This window comes from Paenibacillus sp. GCM10027628 (assembly GCF_042676385.1).
Classification (GTDB): Bacteria; Bacillota; Bacilli; order Paenibacillales; family NBRC-103111; genus Paenibacillus_E.
Genome location: NZ_JBHTHA010000017.1, coordinates 180,878 through 200,602 on the forward strand (window position 1 = coordinate 180,878; position 19,725 = coordinate 200,602).

Annotated in this window: 16 protein-coding genes and 15 tRNA genes; 5 read left to right on the forward strand and 26 right to left on the reverse strand. The window is 48.8% G+C overall.

Going from position 1 to position 19,725, the window contains the following annotated elements; genetic code table 11:
• Positions 1 to 34: 34 nt before the first annotated feature.
• Positions 35 to 802, reverse strand: coding sequence for an EcsC family protein (locus ACFQZT_RS16410; RefSeq protein ID WP_379301712.1), 768 nt, complete (start codon positions 800 to 802; stop codon positions 35 to 37).
• 138 nt (positions 803 to 940) lie between these two features.
• Between ACFQZT_RS16410 and ACFQZT_RS16415 the strand changes: the two genes are divergently transcribed.
• The gene (locus ACFQZT_RS16415; protein WP_379301714.1) at positions 941 to 1,630 is read left to right on the forward strand and encodes a FadR/GntR family transcriptional regulator; all 690 of its coding nucleotides are present in this window, start codon (positions 941 to 943) and stop codon (positions 1,628 to 1,630) included.
• A gap of 93 nt (positions 1,631 to 1,723) precedes the next feature.
• Here the strand turns inward: ACFQZT_RS16415 and ACFQZT_RS16420 are convergent, their stop codons facing one another.
• From ACFQZT_RS16420 to ACFQZT_RS16445, 6 genes are all read right to left on the reverse strand, one after another.
• The gene (locus ACFQZT_RS16420) at positions 1,724 to 2,878 is read right to left on the reverse strand and encodes a trans-sulfuration enzyme family protein (protein WP_379301716.1); all 1,155 of its coding nucleotides are present in this window, start codon (positions 2,876 to 2,878) and stop codon (positions 1,724 to 1,726) included.
• 45 nt (positions 2,879 to 2,923) lie between these two features.
• Positions 2,924 to 3,760, reverse strand: a complete 837-nt coding sequence (locus ACFQZT_RS16425; protein WP_379301718.1) for a carbohydrate ABC transporter permease — start codon at positions 3,758 to 3,760, stop codon at positions 2,924 to 2,926.
• On the reverse strand, positions 3,760 to 4,644 hold the full coding sequence (locus tag ACFQZT_RS16430; RefSeq protein WP_379301720.1) for a carbohydrate ABC transporter permease: 885 nt from the start codon (positions 4,642 to 4,644) through the stop codon (positions 3,760 to 3,762). The genes ACFQZT_RS16425 and ACFQZT_RS16430 overlap by 1 nt, the downstream gene beginning before the upstream one ends.
• An 84-nt stretch (positions 4,645 to 4,728) precedes the next feature.
• On the reverse strand, positions 4,729 to 6,054 hold the full coding sequence (locus ACFQZT_RS16435; protein ID WP_379301722.1) for an ABC transporter substrate-binding protein: 1,326 nt from the start codon (positions 6,052 to 6,054) through the stop codon (positions 4,729 to 4,731).
• A gap of 260 nt (positions 6,055 to 6,314) precedes the next feature.
• Positions 6,315 to 7,247, reverse strand: coding sequence for a metallophosphoesterase family protein (locus ACFQZT_RS16440; protein ID WP_379301724.1), 933 nt, complete (start codon positions 7,245 to 7,247; stop codon positions 6,315 to 6,317).
• Positions 7,248 to 7,441: 194 nt separating this feature from the next.
• Positions 7,442 to 8,188: an MBL fold metallo-hydrolase gene (locus ACFQZT_RS16445; RefSeq protein ID WP_379301726.1), complete on the reverse strand. Its 747-nt coding sequence runs from the start codon at positions 8,186 to 8,188 to the stop codon at positions 7,442 to 7,444.
• A gap of 128 nt (positions 8,189 to 8,316) precedes the next feature.
• On the opposite strand from ACFQZT_RS16445, the gene ACFQZT_RS16450 reads away from it, so the two are divergent.
• Entirely contained in the window at positions 8,317 to 8,745 is a 429-nt protein-coding gene (locus tag ACFQZT_RS16450; RefSeq protein ID WP_379301728.1) for an Lrp/AsnC family transcriptional regulator, read from the forward strand.
• 422 nt (positions 8,746 to 9,167) lie between these two features.
• Positions 9,168 to 9,254, forward strand: coding sequence for a putative holin-like toxin (locus tag ACFQZT_RS16455; protein WP_379301759.1), 87 nt, complete (start codon positions 9,168 to 9,170; stop codon positions 9,252 to 9,254).
• A 186-nt stretch (positions 9,255 to 9,440) separates the two neighbouring features.
• On the opposite strand, the gene ACFQZT_RS16460 is transcribed toward ACFQZT_RS16455, so the two are convergent.
• Both ACFQZT_RS16460 and ACFQZT_RS16465 read right to left on the reverse strand, forming a co-directional pair.
• On the reverse strand, positions 9,441 to 11,168 hold the full coding sequence (locus ACFQZT_RS16460) for an ATP-binding cassette domain-containing protein (protein ID WP_379301730.1): 1,728 nt from the start codon (positions 11,166 to 11,168) through the stop codon (positions 9,441 to 9,443).
• Entirely contained in the window at positions 11,165 to 12,001 is an 837-nt protein-coding gene (locus ACFQZT_RS16465) for an ATP-binding cassette domain-containing protein (protein WP_379301732.1), read from the reverse strand. The genes ACFQZT_RS16460 and ACFQZT_RS16465 overlap by 4 nt, the downstream gene beginning before the upstream one ends.
• 117 nt (positions 12,002 to 12,118) lie before the next feature.
• Between ACFQZT_RS16465 and ACFQZT_RS16470 the strand changes: the two genes are divergently transcribed.
• Both ACFQZT_RS16470 and ACFQZT_RS16475 read left to right on the forward strand, forming a co-directional pair.
• Positions 12,119 to 12,727 (forward strand): biotin transporter BioY, encoded by a 609-nt coding sequence (locus tag ACFQZT_RS16470; RefSeq protein WP_379301734.1) that lies wholly within the window; start codon positions 12,119 to 12,121, stop codon positions 12,725 to 12,727.
• A gap of 244 nt (positions 12,728 to 12,971) precedes the next feature.
• Entirely contained in the window at positions 12,972 to 14,441 is a 1,470-nt protein-coding gene (locus tag ACFQZT_RS16475; RefSeq protein WP_379301736.1) for an S-layer homology domain-containing protein, read from the forward strand.
• A 50-nt stretch (positions 14,442 to 14,491) separates the two neighbouring features.
• Here ACFQZT_RS16475 and ACFQZT_RS16480 read toward each other — a convergent pair whose 3' ends face one another.
• The 17 genes from ACFQZT_RS16480 to ACFQZT_RS16560 all read right to left on the reverse strand — a co-directional run bounded on the left by ACFQZT_RS16480 (position 14,492) and on the right by ACFQZT_RS16560 (position 19,598).
• A complete protein-coding gene (locus ACFQZT_RS16480; RefSeq protein ID WP_379301738.1) occupies positions 14,492 to 15,187 on the reverse strand; it encodes a response regulator transcription factor in 696 nt (231 codons plus the stop codon).
• Between the two features lies 1 nt (position 15,188).
• A complete protein-coding gene (locus tag ACFQZT_RS16485) occupies positions 15,189 to 17,798 on the reverse strand; it encodes an ATP-binding protein (RefSeq protein ID WP_379301740.1) in 2,610 nt (869 codons plus the stop codon).
• 140 nt (positions 17,799 to 17,938) lie between these two features.
• Positions 17,939 to 18,012 (reverse strand) — tRNA-Pro (locus ACFQZT_RS16490).
• Positions 18,013 to 18,016: 4 nt separating this feature from the next.
• Positions 18,017 to 18,095: transfer RNA gene (locus ACFQZT_RS16495), tRNA-Leu, on the reverse strand.
• 5 nt (positions 18,096 to 18,100) lie between these two features.
• A tRNA-Arg gene (locus ACFQZT_RS16500) sits at positions 18,101 to 18,177 on the reverse strand.
• 19 nt (positions 18,178 to 18,196) lie between these two features.
• A tRNA-Leu gene (locus ACFQZT_RS16505) sits at positions 18,197 to 18,282 on the reverse strand.
• A gap of 17 nt (positions 18,283 to 18,299) precedes the next feature.
• Positions 18,300 to 18,370, reverse strand: a tRNA-Cys gene (locus ACFQZT_RS16510).
• Between the two features lie 10 nt (positions 18,371 to 18,380).
• A tRNA-Gly gene (locus tag ACFQZT_RS16515) sits at positions 18,381 to 18,452 on the reverse strand.
• A gap of 46 nt (positions 18,453 to 18,498) precedes the next feature.
• Positions 18,499 to 18,578, reverse strand: a tRNA-Leu gene (locus ACFQZT_RS16520).
• Between the two features lie 19 nt (positions 18,579 to 18,597).
• Positions 18,598 to 18,673: transfer RNA gene (locus ACFQZT_RS16525), tRNA-Lys, on the reverse strand.
• A 164-nt stretch (positions 18,674 to 18,837) separates the two neighbouring features.
• Positions 18,838 to 18,909, reverse strand: a tRNA-Gln gene (locus ACFQZT_RS16530).
• 16 nt (positions 18,910 to 18,925) lie between these two features.
• Positions 18,926 to 19,001: transfer RNA gene (locus tag ACFQZT_RS16535), tRNA-His, on the reverse strand.
• A 29-nt stretch (positions 19,002 to 19,030) separates the two neighbouring features.
• Positions 19,031 to 19,115, reverse strand: a tRNA-Tyr gene (locus tag ACFQZT_RS16540).
• Between the two features lie 39 nt (positions 19,116 to 19,154).
• Positions 19,155 to 19,230 (reverse strand) — tRNA-Thr (locus ACFQZT_RS16545).
• Between the two features lie 17 nt (positions 19,231 to 19,247).
• Positions 19,248 to 19,323: transfer RNA gene (locus ACFQZT_RS16550), tRNA-Phe, on the reverse strand.
• A 78-nt stretch (positions 19,324 to 19,401) separates the two neighbouring features.
• Positions 19,402 to 19,478, reverse strand: a tRNA-Asp gene (locus ACFQZT_RS16555).
• A gap of 43 nt (positions 19,479 to 19,521) precedes the next feature.
• Positions 19,522 to 19,598 (reverse strand) — tRNA-Met (locus tag ACFQZT_RS16560).
• Positions 19,599 to 19,725 lie beyond the last annotated feature (127 nt).

The following is a 19,725-nucleotide window of genomic DNA, read 5'->3' on the forward strand; positions in this document are numbered from 1 at the left end:
GTTTTCACAAAAAAACACGATAAATATGACGAATTTATGTCCAAATGCTAATCTCCGCTTTGTCACACAGCCTGCGTATGCGGAAGCAGTTCATGCCTGTCACTCCAAGTTCCTCCAGCAGACCGTAGTTCGCCCAAGCGCCTACTACCGCCCCGATGCCTGGAACGAGCTGCAGCATTTTCCGGAAATCGATCGTATCGCGGTATTCCTGCTGAAGCTGCTGCCAATCGACCTGATCCATGTAGGACGCAGCCGGCGGAAAGGCGCTTGCAACTTTGTTCCAATTGCGAATCGTCTCCAAGAGCTCCGGCTTCTTGTTCGCACTGGAGAAGGCAAGCTGAAAAACATACAGAATAAACAGCCGCTCGCGGTAATCCTTTGTGGAATAGCCGTAAGCGTGCGCCAATTCAAACAGAAATTTCATTTTGATGCCGATCAAAATCGGAAAGTCCGCCAAGCCGAGCAAAATACCGCCTGCTCCGGTACCCGCCCCTTCGGCAGCCGCGATTTTTTTATAGAGAGACAGCAGTTCTTCAGCCCTAGCATCACTGTCCGCCAATGTTGCACCTCGAAGAGGCTCATTCTTCGGCATGTAATCCATACCGAACAATGTAGTCTGAACGATGCCTTTGACCGCTCCGGTGATCGTCTTATGGACTTTATCCGGAATGAGGTTGTTAATGCGGGTTTGCACGGATTTCGACGCCTTTTCTATTAAGCCTGGCGCCTTTTGAAGCTTAATTTCCCAACGTTTCAATTGCTTGATCGTTTGCTGTTCATATAGCGTATACTCGGGTTCCATCAGGCCACCACCGTCAACTTTTTTCTTAAAGTTAGTATAGTATACGTGAAGCCTGTGCACAAAATGTTGCCATGTATCTCTTCATCCTGCAATCATGCTATAATATAGTCCTATAGTAGTTTATCGGGAGGCTTAAAAGTGCGTAAAATCAAAAAGCTGCAATTGCATGAAATTGCTGCACAAGAAATTATTGAATATATACGGAAGTCCGGATTGCAAAAAGGGGACAAGCTGCCGCCAATTGAAGAAATCGTTCAATTGCTAGGCGTTAGCCGAACCTCGATTCGAGAAGCCCTTCGGTCGCTGGAAGCGATGGATTTTGTCAAAATCCAGAATGGAAAAGGGATTTATGTCGATGATCCTTCGTCTTACCGCTTCTCGATGAAAATTGATGTAGAAGATGAAAAAACATTCATGATTCAAGCGTGCCAAGTTCGCAGAGCGTTAGAAGGATTGGCTGTTGAGCTCGCTACCGAGCATGCATCGGATGAGCAGATTCAGAGTATGATGCTTTACTTGGATGAAATTCGGAGCAATTATGAAGTAATTGAAATTACGACGGCTGCAGATAGGAACTTCCACAAGACCATTTATGAAGCATCCGGAAACTTGGTGCTGCAAAGCATCATCTTATCGTTGTCCACTTTCTTCGAGAAGTTCTGGGTACGCGCTCCTCTCGGTCAAGAGCGGCTTTTCGAAGATACATTTCCCTTCCACCCGATAATTGCCCAAGCCATTGCCGACCGTGATAAAGATAAAGCGATGTCAACTTTTCATCAATTGATGGATGCCATAGAAGCCGCTATCCTCAATGTTCCGATGCAGTAACGAGCGGAAAATCCCGTTCGTAACCTCATAAAATATGACAAAACCCCCTCGTGGCCACAGGAGCCTGAGGGGGTTTTCGTTCCAGTTTACTCGTTAATGATTAGCGCCTATGGAAGCAAATGCCTGCTTCAAATCGTTGATGAGATCATCCGGCTCCTCTAGTCCTGCATACAATCGGACGATAACCCGACCACCCGGTTGATTACGCATGAACACTAAACTTTCAAAGCCACCCCAGCTCACCCCTTTGCGGAAGTACTGCAGCTTATTCGCCCAGGATCGCATGCGCTCCATCGACATGTCCGTTTCGAAGGAAAAGAGGCTTCCGCAGCCCGACATTTGCGCGCGATACAGTTCATGCTGCGGGTGGCTGATTAGACCTGGATGGTTAATTTTAGTAATAGACGCCTGGGTTTCCAGGTACTGGGCCACCTTCAATCCATTTTCATGAAGTTTATGCATCCTCAGCGGCAAGGTGCGCAGGCCGCGCAAAAACAAAGCGGCGCTTTGCGGATGAAGGATTCCCCCGATGAGCTGGAACTCCTCTCGGAACAGTTGATCCATATGTTGTTTAGCGCCAATTACGACGCCCCCTATCAGATCGCTATGACCGGAAATATACTTCGTCATCGAATGCACAACCAAATCTATCCCCAATGTAAGCGGGCTCTGAAAAATGGGACTTGCCCATGTGCCGTCAATAATCGTCTTTGCACCGACCTTTTTCGCAAGTTCAGCGCATTGTCTCAAATCCTGCAATTCAAATAAGAAGCTTGTCGGGCTTTCCAAGTAAAACAAACGAGTATTCGGCCGTACGGCATTCCGGATTTGTTCCATGTCTTTTCCGTCAACGAAAGTCGTCTCAATCTGAAATTTCACCAGATAATCTTCCATTAATCTTTTGGCAGGTCCGTAACTGCCGTCCACACAGATAATATGGTCTCCCGCCTGCACAGTCGATAGAATCGCAGCTGCAATCGCCGCCATACCGGAAGCAAAGCATCTGGCTCGCTCTCCGCCCTCCAGTGCGGCCAATCGCTCTTCCAGAGCTTGTACCGTCGGATTGTTGCCGCGGGTGTAAATCATACTGCCTACTTCATAGTCAAGCGCCTTTTCCAGCTCTTCATGTGTCTGAAACGTAAATAGACTGTTTTGATAAATCGGATGCGTGACAGCGCCATAATGGCGTTGATCATGCAGGTCGTGCGTGACGATGGTCTCGTGGCTGTAAGTTTGAAAATCTCGCATGCGGTTCTCCACCTTCTCCTTATGACAATCTATGACTTTTTCTATTTATCCTTTTTCGGCGCCTTGCGTTAAACCTGCGACTATTAATCGCTGACAGAGCGCAAAAATAATAACGGTTGGAACGACCGATAATACCGCTCCTGCAGACATGGGGCCCCAGTCGATATTAAATTTTGTAATGAAACCGTTCATGGCAACCGGTATCGTTTTGGCTGATTCTTTATCGATAAACATAATCGACATGAACAGTTCATTCCAATTCTGTACAAAAGCAAAAATGAAAGTTGCCGCAATCCCCGGCAGCATGACCGGCATAATAATACGGTACAGCGCCGATAGCCTGGAGCAACCGTCGATCATAGCCGCTTCTTCCAAACTGGCAGGAATGCGTTGAAAAAAACCGCGGAGCATAATCGTGCAGAACGGAATGAGTCCGGCCGTGTACAAAATAATAAGCGAGTATAACTGATTAAGCAGTCCAAATTTCGACATCATGACATACAAAGGAGCGAAACCTATAAAGGCCGGAATCATCTGCGTCATGAAAAAAGCGAACATAATGTGCGGACCGCCCTTAAATTTATAACGTGCCAATACGTAAGCGCTAAGCGTTGTGATGAGAAGCACCGTAAAGGCTGATGCAAGAGAGACAGTTAGACTGTTGATGATATAGATGTGAAAATTGGAAATTTTGAAGATATGAATGTAGTTTTCGAAAGATACCGTCGATGGCCAATATTCCAGCGGCATTTTGAAAATTTCTTTGGACGGCTTGAGTGACGTGATTAGAATCCAATACAACGGAAATACCATGATAACGAGCACGATGCTCAAAAATAACACCTTAACGGGGAGCTGCAGCCGTCTAAACATTGGATTCATTAAAAATCAGCTCCTTTCTCCGACTTGGTCGCCATTAAGTAAAACACCGTATACATGGCCAATAAGATGACCATAATGACCCCCGCTGCAGCCGCCTGGCCGTAGTCGCCTCCAAACATAATTTTATCCATCATGAACGTGGCCAAAATATGGGATGCGCCTGCCGGTCCGCCATTCGTCATCGCATAAATAATATCCGGAAAGTTGAAGATCCAGATGACCCGCAGCAGCGTCGTGGCAATAATTGTCGGCATGATATAAGGGATCGTCACATGCCAAAGCTTTCGCCAACCGTTCGCCCCATCGATACCTGCAGACTCATACAGATCTGAAGGAATCGATTGCAGCGCGGCAAGCAGCATGATGGCAAAGAATGCAACGCCATACCAGACATTCGCTGTAATCACCGAAGAAAGTGCCCATTTGGGATCCGATAAGAAGCCGATTCGTTCCGTAATGATGCCCATCTTCAAAAGCAGATCGTTGATGACCCCGATTTGGGCATTAAACAACCATCTCCAAATAATCCCGATAAGGAATCCGGACATGGCCCACGAGTAGAAGACAAGCCCTTGGTAGATGCCTCTGCCTTTGAATGGCTTTTTCAATACCAGTGCCAAGATGAACCCGATCGCAAACTGTAATATGAGGGAGATAAACACCCAGAAGAAGCTGTTGGACAAAGCTTTCACAAATGCAGGCTGCCCAAATATTTGAGTGAAATTATCAAAACCGATAAAATGAATATCCGTTAAATCGAATAACGTATACTTCTGGAACGCCATACCGACGCCCCGGAAAAAAGGGTAAAACGTAAATACAGCAACGATCAGTATGGAAGGCAGCAAGCAATAAAATATGAATCGGTTCACATTGCCCTTCATTTTTTTCCTCCTACCGTAAATATCCCATGAAAAAGAGGGGCCTTCTTATCCCAGACCCCTCTAAATAAAGTCATGTCATCCGGCTTATTTTTTCTGGTTGGCTTTTTCGTTTTTCCAGTACGCGTCCCATTGCTCGAGAACTTTATCCAGCGGCATGCTGCCCAGGATCAGCGCCTGATTGTTCTCCACTTGCAGCTTCTTAAATTGCCCGTAACCTTGATAGTCCGTAGCGTCTCTCATCATGAAGTACTGCTGCGGGTTGTTATTCATATTAATAAAAGCTTGGTAGGCCCCGACCTTGAAAAATTCATCTTTCGCAGCCGAGGTATAAATTGGAATAAGTCCGATGCCTTTAGAGAATGCCAAGTTCTGTTCCGGACTGGATAAGAATTGAATCAATTTCCAGGCCTCTTCCTTATGCTTGGAGTATGAAGTCATTCCCCAGCCCGCAGCGCCGACAAACCTCGGAGCTTTACCGCTCGGACCCAGTGGAATTGGCGCTGTCGCCCAAGTTCCTTCCGCCATTTTCTCTTTCGTTACCGAGATGACCTCCGGATCGTTGATCAGCATCGCGGTTACCCCCGATACGAAGCTTTCTACGGTTTCGGAAAATGCCCAGTTCGTTGAATCCTTCGGCGATGCTTCTTTATAAATTTTGGTGAATAATTCCATACCTTGCTTCGCTTCCGGCGAGGAGAAAATGGTTTGGCCGTCCTTCAGGAACATGGAGTCGTCCGGGTTTATTTTATCTCCAACAAAAGCCTGCATGATCATAAGAGTAAAGTTATCACCGCCGGCACCGCCTCGATAAGCATAGCCGTATCGATTCTTAGCAGGATCGGTCAACGCCTTGCCTTTCTCATAAACCTCTTGCCATGTTTGGGGAGGGGTTAATCCCTTTTCCTTAAACCAATCTTGACGGTAGTACAGTACTTTTTGATACAGTCCGTAAGGTATGTAATAGGGCTTATGATCGATATACTCTGCAGCCATTTTCGCGCTATCATTCAATGTTTTATACGATTCCCATTTATCTGTAAACGGTTTCAAGTCTTCAATAAATTGATTCGTTACAAACTGTTTTGCGGTAATATCACGCACTTCGAGGACATCCAGCTCTTCTTTCGCACTCAGCATCGCAGCGATTTTCGTATCCGCATTCTGAAGCGGCGGCGAGATCAATTCGACCTTAATCGTTGGATTTTGCTTCTCGAATTCGCCGATCATATTTTTAAGAAGCGTCGTTCTTTCCGGACTGGTCAAGCTTTCGATCATTTTTAGGGTCACGGTATTTTTTTTATCTCCAGCCGTGTTGCCCTTGTTCGTATCGGTTGAGCAACCAGCCATGACCGTACCCGCTAACATGACGACGGCCAATCCCATGGCGTACATTCTCTTTGTAACAAACATACTTATAACCTCCCTATGAATTCGATGTTTTTTTCTATGCCTTCATGATGGACTTAGTTAGTAGTTTTCGATCACCCGCCTTTGACTGAGTAACTATGTTACTATATAACTGTATAGCTGTAATACAGCTTAATCTTAATAGAGTTGTTTTTCCCTGTCAAGCACCAAACACTATATGTTGCCCACGAAAAAAGGCGAACCATCGGATAAATTTACCTGACGGCTCGCCATCTATTAGGATGAAGAATGATTGCAATTCCTTAATTTCCGTTTTCCGGTTCGTGTTCCGGCTGTTCTGTAAGGACCGAACCATCCGCCAAACGGAGCCACGTCTCGAAGTCACGTTCACCTTCGTGCAAGCGAATGACCCTCGCCCCGCGAGGAAATCCTTCTCTGCCATATGTATTGTATCCCGTCGCTCTGCCATAACTAAGGCGGATTCCATGGAGTTCGCCCCAATAGTCGTTCGTATGGTCATGTCCCGCAAACGTTCCCATCACATCTCCCATGCCAACCATAGCAGCGAACAGGCCTGTATTCATCCTCGGGCAGCAGACGGTCTCATATTGGTGTCCATAGCACACCTCATGCTCCCACACCTCTGCATATTCCGGGAGTGGAATGTGAAAAAACGCAAGTGCAGGAAGCGGCTGGCCATCGTTGCTTGTCTTGTACGCCCTAGCTTGCTGCTCATACCAATCGATTTGATCTCGCTCCAACCAACCGTAGCCGGGTACATGAGGAAGGGAGGATACGCTTCCCGAATCCAAGTGATACAACAGCGCTGCTGTCCGCCCCATCGTATTCTTCACCTCGATGACATAGTTCCCGACCCCACTCAATTCCGCGGGTCCTGGCTCGGCAAGTGCATACGCATATCCCGAGACTGCTTTCATCAGCTCATCTCTAGTAATCTTGGACTCCGTATCATGGTTTCCAAATACAACCGTCCATGGAATACACCGCTTATCCACGATTGAAACCGCAAGATCAAACCGGTGTAGCGGATCATCACAGGCATTCGCTTCAATAACGTCTCCGGTGAAAACAACAAGATCCGGTCGTTCCGCTTCTAGAATTTGTTCCATGAGCATACAAGTTTGAGCATCGGCGTCTCCACCGGCTTTCATATGCACATCTGTGAACTGAACAATTGTAAACGTACGATCTTCTCGAAATACTAAGTGACGCATGGCATCGCCTCTTCTCATCAAGTTTGATTCTTCTTTGAATTTTTGTTGTTTTAAGTTGTTTCATTACTATTTATGTTGTTTATTTTATTTTCTTCCCCTTAAGGTGTCAACAGAAAGTTTCCAGGGACGAAGATAAAAAAATCCTCAAGAGGGGTCATTCCATTAGGAATAACCGCCTTTAGAGGATCAAAGATTTAAACCCATTCGCCATCCCTCGGAATAGCGACTTGATCAAGGAGCCCGACATCGGCTAGTCTGTTGTGCAAGTCCTCTCTGGTCAAGAAGCAATGATTGATCGCGTCCATGTGTACAGCCACGACTTGCGTATAAGGTGCGTGCTTACACACTTGAATGATGTCGTCCAGCTCCATCGTGATCGGATCGCCGACCTCAAACCGTGCGCCTCCAGCATTTACGATACTGACGTCTGGACGATAGGTATCTAACGCTTGCTCTACATCACTGCACCAAATCGTGTCGCCCGCTACATAAAGCGTCGGTTCGCCATCAGCTTGCAACACGAAACCGGATACGGGTCCCATCTTCTGGCCGATTTCGCCCGTTCCATGCTGACCGCTCGTTCGGCTGATTTGAATATTTCTTGTAGAAATCGTTCTTTCAATGGCTGATACGGTTGTAAACCCCTGGGAGCTGATGGTTTCTTCATTTCCAGGTTGGCAAAAGATCGGAGTCGCTTTGGGCAATGCCTCTGCTGCCGCATCATCCCAGTGATCACGGTGCAGGTGCGTTACCAGAACAGCGTCAGGGTGCAGCCAAGAATCCATCGATGCCGGCAGGGGAATGAGCGGATTCCGACGGTCGTTCGAAGAACCCGGGATTGGAGGATTGGCTCCTGCCTCACTAAACATCGGATCGATCAGGAAAGTGACGCCCGCGTATTCCAGCCACAAGGTTGCGTGGCGAATGAGTTGAATTTTCATTATTGAAACACCTCTTATCGTGAATTCGTCGATCTGTTACAATTGTAAAAAAAGCTGAGCGATACGTATACAACCTGATGAAACGGAAAATCGGCTTTCATTTTCATCATGAAAGGAATTCGACATCGATGAGTACTTCGGCAATTGACGAGATCGATCTGCGCATTTTGGCGTGTTTGTTGGAGGACGCTACCCGGCCTCACAAAGTGATTGGGGAACTCGTTCACCTGACTGGACAGGCGGTCGGAGCACGCGTTAGAAAAATGCAGGATATCAGACTTATAGAAGGCTACACGCTGCGTTGGAATCCCGATAAAATCGGGCAGAACGTGCATGCCTTCATCACGGTTTTCATGAATTCGAATACGGCGCACCAGTCGTTTCAATCTTTTGTACAGCAAAATGAACAAATCGTGGAGATGCACCGAGTTAGCGGCGAAGGCTGCTACTGGATGCGTGTGCGCGTCGGCTCGTCTCAGGAGCTGGGAAATTTGCTGGATCAACTGTTAAGGTTCGGCAATTACAGGATCAGCTTGTCCATTGGACAGGTGAAATGAAAAAAACTGGCCGATTGCCAGGTCATTGTCTTGAGCCCCCTGTCAATCCTCCATTTTCTCGTCTGTTAAGATGAAAAATATCGTTCGAGACACGACCTCAGCATCCTCACAGGTCTGTTACAATGATAAACATCTTTCCAGTTGTGCATTTGCTGTTTATTGTTCTACCCTTTTCAATTTTCAGGGTGGCTAGACTCCTTATTCCGGGTACATTTCCCCTTCACATGTTTCACCAGCTCTAACTCGCTACATATTTTGTTCGAAAAGGATTTAAACATTCTGGCGATGAAAAAACAGCCCTGTTAAGGGCTGTTCTAGTAATCTAACCTATTTATTGAATAATGGTAATAGTTGGATTATGATATACCTAGCGTACAACTCGACCTTGGGTGCGGCAATCCTCCGGAAAGGAGGAGGATGCCATGGAAACTTTCCAAACGGTGATGATCATGTTTGCGTTCGGCAGTTTCATTCTGGCGCTCTTGACCTACATCGACAAACGAAAGTAACCCACTCCAAAGGTTGACCGCCTAAGTGGGTTACTTCTCTAAGCATTTACTCGGGAGGGAGTCCACCCAAGATTGTACGCGGGGACGGTTTAGCGGACCGTCCTTATTTAGCTTTATGATATCATGTAGATTTTATACTCTGCAAGTACTATTCCCCCAAATATTCCCTGAAGATTACATTTTTACTCACTTTCGAACAAGTACTAATAGTACAAAACAAAAAATGCCCCCGATAACAAGAACCGTATCCGCGCGCTGCCACTTCAGCAAATTGGTCTTAAGTGAAAGTTGCTTGCCATCTACCTTTTTCAGCTCCATCGCTACAGTCATTTCTTCTGCCTTATAAAACATAGAGAGCAAAAGCGGTACAACCAAAGCCGGGATATCTCTCGCGCGCACCGCGCCGGGGCGCAGAGCTGCTTTGCCTCGTGCCCTTACAATCGCGGAGAACCGCTGCCATTCCCGTAAAATAAGCGGAATAAACCGAAAAATTAGCGAGACCGCCAAGGCGAAGGAATCGACGGGCAGCTTGGCTTTTTTGAAATATTGCAGCGCCCAGTTCAGCCCCTGAACCAACTGGCCATAAGGTGTCGTAGCTGCCAGCCAATAGCCTGCGATAACGACAATGAAAAGTCGCGTCACATTCAGCATCGTATTCCAGGCTCGATCTATCGAGAAACCAATTGGGTAATGCGAATTAGCTGGCGCGAACTGTATACCTGCCAGGAAGATGGATATGGCCATGAAGATGAAAAATGGCCACACAATCTTCAATCCGCCGCGCAAGACAGACCGCGGTATTCCGATAAAGGCGAGCGCGACAGGCACGGCCGCCGCGGCGAGGCCGCCCCACTGCTGCTGCAGCATCGTCCCGATGACGAGCAGCAGATAGAGCAGCCACTTCGCCCGCGGGTCCAGCCGCAGCCAGGCGGCCTGCTTGCGCAGCGGCGGCTGCGGCGGCTGTGCCGCTACCGCCGCAGGCGCTGGCGCAGCCGCGCTGGCGGCGCGACCAGCGCCGGGCGTGCTCGCGCCCGCAAGCGGCGCGGGCTGCGCTGCGCTGCGCTCGGCGCTAGCCGCGCGCACGAGCAGTGCCTCCGCGATCGCCTCAGCGGCGAGCTGCGGCGTGAGCCGGTCGGGCGCGATCGCGATGCCTCGCCCGGCAAGCGACTGCGCGACCTCCGCGCAGCTCGGGAGCCCGACACCCGCGCGCGCGAGCAGCTCCGGCGCGCGACAGAGCTCGGCCGGCGTGCCGTCTGCGACAATCGCGCCGTGGTCCATCACGATGACACGGTCCGCAAGCGGAAAGAACGTGTCCAGATCATGCGTGGCGATGACGAAGCCGCCACGTTCGCGCTCGCGAATGACGCGCAGCAATTCGCGGACGGCTGCCGCCTCCAAGCCGGCAGTCGGCTCATCCATGAGGAGCCAGTCCGGTGTAGCGGCGAACGTGGTTGCCAGCGCGAGGCGGCGCTGTTCGCCGCCGCTCAGCGCAAAGGGCGACCGATCCATGGCGAAAACGCCATGTGGATCGAAGTCTTCCCGAGCGCTCCGGATGCGGCGCTCGCGCTCCTCCGCCCCGATTCTGTAGGGGCGCAGCGAGTATGCGAATTCGCGGGAGATACTGCCCGCGAATAGCTGCTGTTCGGGGAATTGGAACGTCAGCCCTAGGCGAATTAGGTGGGCACGATCCACTTTCCCCTTTTTCCACAAAGGCTGTTCATCCAACGTGATCCTCCCGGACGAGGGCTCTACAATCCCTCCCAACACCTGCAGAAGCGTGGACTTGCCGGAACCTGTATGCCCGATAAGCAAGGTCACGGCGCTATCTTGCAGCTCAAGGTTAATCCCTCTCAGCAATTCATGATGTTTGTCATCCGGCGCGCAAACGCGAATATCTTCCAGTAGAATCGTCATAGACCAGTTACCGCCTCTGCCAGTTCATCCGCGCTGAGCGGCAGCCGCCGTAACCGGATGCCCCTTGTTAACAGCTCGAAGGCTGTCTGTACAACAAACGGCGGTTCTAATCCAAGCTTTCTACAGGGTGTTAAGCCCTCTGCTCCTACATCGCCTTCCCCGTAAAAAAACGCTGAAGGCGCCCCATCAAAAGCAACCTTTCCACCGCCGAAAGCGATAACGCGACTTGCTTCCGCCGCTTCCTCCAATCGATGCGTAATCCAGACAATCGTCGTCCCCTGCTCATGTGCCTGGCGCACCGCTTGAATCACTTCTTGCCTTGCAGCAGGATCCAGCATCGCAGTAGGTTCATCCAAGACGAGCACCGCGGGTTTAGCTGCAAGCGCTGCGGCAATATTCACCAACTGTTTTTGTCCACCGGACAACGTATGGAGTGAACGGTTCAGCGGGATGGATAGACCTACGCTTTTTAGCGCCTCCTGATAAAATGCCTCTCGCTCATTCGTGGTCATATGCTCGGTTTCCGGCACATACTGCATCTCTTCCTCTACCGTATCACCGACAAACTGGGCTTCCGGTATTTGCAGAACACCTCGGATCAGCACACTTTCACGCTGTAAACGGACCAACTGTCCGCTAGAGAGCGGGCACAAGCCCAGCAGTACGCTGGCCAGGGTGCTTTTTCCGCTGCCATTAGGGCCGGTAACCATAATCCATTCCCCAGCGCGTATGTCGATTGTTATGTCAGACCATACTCGCCTTCCTTGACCGGTTTCCGTTTTATAAACAACTGAAGCTTGCTGCAAAGCCGCTATTACTGTTTTTTGGAGCATATGTAAAATTTCCTTTCACTTTCTCAGAAGATGTGCTATGATCTCAATTGTCAACCGGATTCGTAAGTGTAAGTTGACAATACATTAACAATAACAGAAACAGGAGAGATGAACAATATGAAACTAACTCTTCGGGGCATTGTATTTAGCGCTTTATTTGCGGCCATCTTAGTTTTATTCAGCTTTGTTAGTATCCCGTTGGGTTTTACCCCTGTGCCTATCACCCTTCAAACGCTAGCGGTTATGCTTGCCGGCGGCTTACTTGGCGCTCGTTACGGATTTTTGAGTATGGCGCTTGTCGTCGTATTGACAGCAATCGGCTTCCCGCTGCTCCACGGGACTGGCGGAATCAGCGTCGTTCTTGGACCGACCGGCGGGTTTATTCTGATGTTTCCTTTTGCAGCGCTGCTTATCGGTCTCGTTTTACCACGCATTCGAATGAATGGCATTTTGGGCTACCTTGCAACCTTCGTCGTTCTCGAAATTCTCGGCTCGCTTCTTCTTTATGTTTCTGGAGTTCCATGGCTTATGTACAGAGTGCCGTCCCTGACCTTCTCCAAAGCTATGATCGCCGGTTGCTATCCATATTTGCCTGGTGATGCGATTAAAGCAGCCCTGGCCGCTCTCATCATCGCTCCGGTACGTCAAGTGTTCCCACCGGAGCGATTGACAGGATCCGTCTCGCGCAGTGTCGTTCCACACGGTCAAGACGTTCGGGCAAACTAGTCCCTCATATGAGAAAGCCTAATAAAGACATTTATGTCGTAGAAAAGATCGCTAACCCCAGCCAATACGGCCAGGTGGTTGCGATCTTTTTGTGCTTCCTGGGAGCATTTTTACGAATTTGTAATGCCGGGCTCTGAATTTTTATTCGATTGTAATGAGCTGCCGTGTAAGCTAAACCATGTAGACAACAAAGGCACAACCGAGCTTGCAACGCAACTTAAAATAGCGAACAGGAGTGGTAAACATGAAAAGCAACAAAAAATCTCTAGCAGCATTAACCATTACGACAGCGGTAGGGTTGTCAGCACTGCTTCCTATGGGCGCGATGGCCGCAAGCCCGTTTACAGATACGGCGAGCTCGCCTCAGGTGCAATCAGCCATTGAACAACTGGCTGGACAACATGTCGTTTCAGGCTATGAAAACAGCACCTTCAAACCTAATCAACAAGTTACTCGTGCAGAAATTGCGAAAATGGTTGCTTTAGCGCTTCATGTCAACCTGAACAGCTCCGCGACGAACAACTTCAGCGATGTAACTTCTGCTGATTGGTTTCAAACTTACACCACTGCGCTTGCGGCCGTTGGCGCAATAAAAGGTGAAGCCGGCAAATTCGGCCCAACTCAAACCATTACTTCCGATCAACTGATCGATATCCTTTCCAGCGTGCTGAAAGTAGATAAAGTTGACGTGCAGAAGCTGCCAAGCAGCGCAACCCTCACAAACGCTCAAGTAACCCGTGGTGAAGCCGCACTACTTATCTTTGAAGCGCAGCAACTGGCACCCATTCAAATTACAAGCATTCGAGCATTAAATGGCATTACCTTGCAAGTGACTTTCTCGGCGCCGATTCCTAATGCGGATCTGGAACTGGATCCAGCGTCCAAAAACTTTGTTTTCGACAACGGGCTTAAGATTTCTAACCAACCGCGTTTAAAAACAGGCTCCAAATCGACTTACATCATTCCGACGCCGACGCAAAAAGCAGGTACGACCTACACGTTATCCTATAAAGGCCAGCCTACTGTAACCTTTACGGGTAGTTCGGAAAAAATCGCTCTAAAATCCACTCAACAAGTTGCAAACGACATGTTCGAAATCGATTCCACACTCGCAGACGGGGTTGCCGATTATGGATACGTCATTGCGGCTTACAGCAAGAGCCGTCCAGGTTCGTTCATCGTAGACGAGAACAATACCGCCGGGGGCAAATCTTATCAAATTCTCTCCTCCATGCGTTCTCGCCAAGTGCAAATTACGCCTGAAGGCGGCGCGCCGATGACGGCTACTTACTCACCGTTCACACAAGCAACGGATGGCAGACAAGCACCTAAGTTTATTCTCCCTAACGGAGAGACGTTCAAACCGGGCGTAAAATACACAGTGTCGGCAGACTGGGCTACATTTGCAAATTCGTCGTTTACAGCCAAAGACATTGCACCACTTGCGATCCAATCCGCTGCCGCGGTTAATGAGAAATCGTTTACGATCACGATGACTGAGGATCCGAAAGATGAACTGTTCGTGCTGCGCCGTTTGACGTTAACGGCTCCCGACGGCACCGTATTAACTGCCGAGTACACCCAATCATCCCGTAAAGGTGCATTAGCGACTTTTGCAATATTAAACAACGGTCAATTAACTCCCGGCACGACTTATACGGTTGCACCAGTTGGAAAATGGGCTACAGCAACAGGCGTTACAATTAAGAAATAGGGTTACTGAAAAAGCATCCAGCCTGTCCGTTGACAGAATGGATGCTTTTTTCATTCATATTGAGCCATATATCCCACGCCTGGATACGTCACGATCAAATCGAGCCCCTCGGCGATGTTCTTCACTTTTTGCCGAATGCGGGCAATCGTAACGCGCAGATACTCAACCTCATCCCGATATTCACTCCCCCAAACTTCGCTTAGCAGTTGCTCATGTGTCATCACTTTTCCTGCATGCTGCAGCAATAAGGCAAAAAGGTTATACTCCGTTTCCGTAAACTTGACCTCCGTCGCATTCAACCATGTTCTTCGCTGTGCTAGATTTACTGTCACGGGTCCTAACGTTATTTCACTTGTTGCCTCAGGAGCCGTCATTCGGCCATCCATCCGGCGAAGTACCGCATTCACCCTTGCAAACAATTCATCCAGCGAAAAAGGCTTCGTCAAATAGTCGTCCGCCCCCAGATTCAGCCCCTGAACTTTATCGCTGGAATTGCTTCTCGCCGTCAGCATAATGACAGGAACGCTGGAATACGTGCGGAGCCTTTTTAGAACATCGAACCCGTCCATGCCCGGCATCATTAAATCGAGCAAAATCAAATCCGGATCAAACGCCTCCACCTTCTCCAGCGCCTCCGCTCCGCTCTGGCAGGTTAACGTCGCGAAATTCAATGATTTGAGATTCGCGGCGACGAAACGAACAATCTTCGGCTCATCGTCGACAATCATGATTTTCTGTCTTTTCAACTCAGCCACTCTCCTTCCCCTGGAACTTCGGTATCGATATCGTAAAGGCACTGCCAACGCCCACCGTACTTTCCACGTGAATATCTCCGCCATGCGCTGCCATAATGCCTTTGCATATGGCCAGACCAAGTCCCGTACCGCCTGTTTGACGACTGGATGACACGTCCACGCGGTAGAAACGGTCAAATATTTTGCCTATATGCTCTGCCGGTATCCCGATGCCATTGTCCCGGACTTCGAGATGCACAAATTGTTCATCTGTCTTGGCACTAATCTGAATGACCGGAAGATTTTCATTGTACCGGATCGCATTTGTAAATAAATTGACTAGCACCTGCTCAAGCCGCAATTTATCCGCATAAATGAGCGGCAGACCATCAGATAGCTCTACACTGAATTGGCTTTGCGCGTAAGCCGCCTGCTGTGGCAAACGTCTTTTTGCACTCTCCACAACTGCTTCCAGTCTTAGTGGCTGGGGATTAATTCGCATCGCGCCGGATTCAATTTTGGAAATATCCAGCCACTCATCAATCAGGTCTTGAATCCGCCCGATATCCTCATGAATGCCCTCCAAAAGCTCCAGTTTAAAGCTCTCCTCCCACTGGGCATCGACCCGCAGCAAGGTTTCTACACTGCCTCTGATGCCCGTGATTGGTGTTTTAAATTCATGAGAAGCAAGCGAAATCAAATCGCTTTTAAGAGCATCAATTTCATGCTCCTTCGTCATATCGCGCCATACATACCCTCGGCCATATACCCGATCCGCGCGGGACACCTCAAAAGCCGATACCATCATAAAGCGCTCTTTGCCATTCTGAAGCTTAATGGTATAAGTACCTTGTGTACTTGGTTCCTCCGTCAGCTTTTGCAAGTCCTCACGGTTCTCCGAAAGAAGTGCTGAGATTGTCTGGAACAAAGAATACTCGCTCATTGCCAGCAATTCACTCATCGGAATATCGAAGAGTTCGGACATCCGATGATTCGCATAAATAACCCTACGCTGCACATCAATCAGGACAACTGCATCGGACATACTTTCCAATACTGCGTTTAAGGTTGCATGCTCGTGCTGCATGCTTTTCATCAAGATATCGTTTTGTAATATCATCGAAATCGTATTCGCAAACGTTTGCAAAAAAGCGCGATTATGCTCGACTTGCTTAACCGCTTCGCCATCCTGCTTAACAGCTATTTCCCCCAATAGCGAATTCCCCGCCATTACAGGTATGCGCAAATCAGCATCAACTTGATTGACTGCTTCATTACTTGGAACAGGGGCATTCCACCCCTTAAAGCTGCCAAGAGATGTTGTCCCAGGATGCAAAAGATTCAATGTCACCGCTGCTTGTATCAAATGACCGAGCTGCTGAATCCCTTCTTCAATATGCTGAGCGGCCGCACGATTTGCAATGGGTGGTATCAGCAGCGCGTTCACAATTTCCAACTCCTGATTCTTGCGCAGCAGACTTAGGGTTCTCTCTTCTACACGTGTCTCCAGTTCAGCATTCAGCTCCATAAGTGCCTGCTGATTCTCTTTGATTTGCCCTGCCATTCGAAAAAAATGATCAGCCAGCATTTGCAGTTCCAAAGGCGATCCCTTAGGAACTACTTCACTCTCAATCTGCTGAAATGTCCCGCTGGCAAGCCGCTGCGTGTAACCCACTAACGCATGAATGGTGCCATTCAATCGTTTAGCAAGGAAGCTCCCAAGCACAACCGTCACGACCAGCGTTGCGATCAGCAGCAAGAACGTAATCCATAGAGAGTCATTAACAGCTGCATTAACGGCATCCTTTGATCTGCCCACCCAGACGATCCAACCGATATCATCAATTGACTTATAAGTAATAAATTCCTTTTGTCCGGAACTGGAAAGGTCATATGTTCCCTCGCCTTTATGACCGTTTCTTGCATCGACTACCACCTGCTCTTGCGATAAATCCGTTAACGTATCCGTGAGCGTCTTATTCGGGTGGTAGACCGGTCTTCCAGTATGGTCCAGAACGACCGGATAAGCTTGTGTCCCATAATCATATGCTGTTGCAAGCGACTTAATTGGCGCTAAATCCAATACAGCGAGAACGAATCCATCCATTTGCTTTTTGGCGTCATAAATGGGTGCAACAATCGCTACTGCTGGTAAATTCGCCCCTTCCGGAGCGCGAAACAACGAAGAAATGACGGTTTGCCGCGAGGCTTGTATACGTTTTGTATAATCACGATTGCTAAGATCAAATCCTAATAAGGAAGAATCCGCGGATGTGTTCATGGCTTTAATCGCATAACGTTGATCAACGACATAGAGGCCATTGAATCCAGTCAAATTTTCATGAAGCGACTGCAGCTTGAGCGTTAAACTTTCCCTGGTTCTAAACGGGGGGGCCGAAGCGCTAATCGTAGCTGCCAATGTTTCTACGGCATTTTGGTGGTAGCTCATATACGCATGAACGGCGTCCGCTAATCGATATGTTGTTTGTTTCTGATTCTCATTAGCTTCCTTCGTAATATTCGAGATCTGTGATACTTGAAATCCGCCGAGAATCAGAATCGGAATCATAGCTATTATCGCAAAAGTTATTGTCAAATGAGAACGCATCGAGTACTTGTTCACGAATGCCTCCGTTTTAATGTGCTAGTCTTGCCTTTATTTTAACATAGGTTCCACGGATTTCTCTGTAAAACAAAAACAAGTATAACCGATAGCTATTCGCTGATCTGATTATACTTGTTTCTTAAACGATTTTAATAGAATCGGGACGACACGATTTGAACATGCGACCCCCTGCTCCCAAAGCAGGTGCTCTACCAAGCTGAGCTACGTCCCGTTAATACCGGCGAGAGGACTCGAACCTCCACGGTTTCCCACTCGATTTTGAGTCGAGCGCGTCTGCCATTCCGCCACGCCGGCTTAAGTGGCGTGCCCTGAGAGATTCGAACTCCCGACCTTTTGATTCGTAGTCAAACGCTCTATCCGGCTGAGCTAAGGGCACACAATATAAAGTTGATTAATGCCGAAGACCGGACTCGAACCGGTACGGTAGTCACCTACCGCAGGATTTTAAGTCCTGTGCGTCTGCCGATTCCGCCACTCCGGCTTACTTGAGCTACTTAAAGGCACTACCCAGATTCGAACTGGGGATAAAGCTTTTGCAGAGCTCTGCCTTACCACTTGGCTATAGCGCCAAAAAAGCAAAGCGGAAGACGGGATTCGAACCCGCGACCCTCGCCTTGGCAAGGCGATGCTCTACCCCTGAGCCACTTCCGCATAATAGGGCCCCCATAAAGCAACTTGTCACTAAATGGGGTTGTGATGCGCGTAGAGGGACTTGAACCCCCACGGTCTCCCGCTAGATCCTAAGTCTAGTGCGTCTGCCAATTCCGCCATACGCGCACACTGTCAATCAGGCAAATGGTGAGCCATGTAGGACTCGAACCTACGACACCCTGATTAAAAGTCAGGTGCTCTACCAACTGAGCTAATGGCTCGTGTTAAAATTTTGGGGCCCCCGGAAAGTAATGTCTAAACTCTAATCGAAGTAATACGATGAAGTACGACCGCGTATATAAGGTAAGTTTAGACGCCGAACGAGTTATCACTCGTTGCGGACGGATAAGCTTCGTAGCTCATCGTCACTTTTTGGGGTTGTAAACTGGGGATCAAGGATTCGAACCTTGGCATGACGGAGTCAAAGTCCGTTGCCTTACCGCTTGGCTAATCCCCAACATTTAAGAAAATAATGGGGCGATCGATGGGACTTGAACCCACGAATGCTGGAGCCACAGACCAGTGCGTTAACCCCTTCGCCACGACCGCCATACATCTTGAACATCGTTTTGAAAAAGTGGTGGAGGCTGATGGATTCGAACCACCGAACTCGGAGAGAGCAGATTTACAGTCTGCCGTGTTTAGCCACTTCACTAAGCCTCCAAATACAATACCCTTACCGGGATTCCCCGATTGGGATAATGGTGCCGTCGAGAGGACTTGAACCCCCAACCTACTGATTACAAGTCAGTTGCTCTACCAGTTGAGCTACAACGGCATATAATGAAACTATCATGGTGGCTCGGGACGGAATCGAACCGCCGACACGAGGATTTTCAGTCCTCTGCTCTACCGACTGAGCTACCGAGCCTTGCAAAATGTTAATACGGGGCCCCCGAAAAGTAATCGGAAAATACTACAAAGCTTATCTTCACTTTTTGGGGTATAATGGCGGAGCCGACGGGATTCGAACCCGCGGTCTCCTGCGTGACAGGCAGGCATGTTAGGCCTCTACACCACGGCTCCACACTAGGTAAACCTCTCAATCGTCCTTACATAAAACGGAGGTTGGTTGCGGGGGCAGGATTTGAACCTGCGGCCTTCGGGTTATGAGCCCGACGAGCTACCGGGCTGCTCCACCCCGCGTTATTAAAAAGTTATTTCATTGGGCCCCGAAAAAGTAATCGGCGTTGCTACTAAGCTTTGCTTCACTTTTTTGGGATGTATGGTGGAGGCTGACGGGATCGAACCGCCGACCCTCTGCTTGTAAGGC